Consider the following 830-nt stretch of genomic DNA (forward strand, 5'->3'; position numbering starts at 1 on the left):
GCTTTTTTGTATCTGGAGATCACACAAGCTCACCACTCAACTGCTGACAGTAAATGCGGCCTTCAATAACTGCATGTGAATCGGCACCAGATCTTGATGTTCAGTTCGATATCCGCCACCGACTACACACGCCATTGGAATAGACTCTGATTTCGCTAATTCAATCATGAAACAGTCGCGTTCAAATATCCCTTTTGTCGAAACATTCAAATAACCCAGTTCATCGTCTTGATGGATGTCGATCCCCGCGTCATAAATAATGAGATCAGGTTGGTGATGCGCAATCGCCAACTTGGTGACTTGTTCAAAACAACGTAAGAACTCTTCATCTTCTGTTTCACGACTTAATGGCACATCTAAATCAGATAACGGTTTACGCGCAGGAAAATTTTTGTCGCAGTGGAATGACAAAGTAATAATCTCATCGCTCTCTTGGCAAAGTGTCGCTGTACCATCGCCATGGTGAACATCACTGTCGACGATCAGCACTTTATCTATATGCTCAAAGGTTAATGCGTGCTTGGCCGCCAAGACCAGATCATTCAACAAACAGAAGCCACTGCCAAAATCTCGGTGCGCATGATGATAGCCACCGCTGAGATGAATCGCTAAACCACTCTCGATGGCCATTTCAGCGGCCAAGCAGGTTCCACCACTTGAATAGAGTGTCCTTTCTATAAGCTGTTCACTCCACGGAAAGCCGATACGTCTCATTTTTGCTGCTGGCAAATTTCCAGAAACTAGCAAATCGACATATTCACCATCGTGTACCTGCTTTACTTGTTCTACCGAAACAGGCATTGGCTGGAACATTTCGAATGCATTACCCC

General features: G+C 44.8%; 1 protein-coding gene. It reads right to left on the reverse strand.

The features are described 5' to 3' along the window. Window positions 1–36: 36 nt before the first annotated feature. On the reverse strand, window positions 37–830 hold a 794-nt coding region (locus tag AB4653_RS23720; RefSeq protein ID WP_372105472.1), incomplete at its 5' end, for a histone deacetylase.

It is taken from the genome of Vibrio sp. 10N.222.48.A3 (assembly GCF_041475345.1).
Taxonomy (GTDB): domain Bacteria; phylum Pseudomonadota; class Gammaproteobacteria; order Enterobacterales; family Vibrionaceae; genus Vibrio; species Vibrio tasmaniensis_A.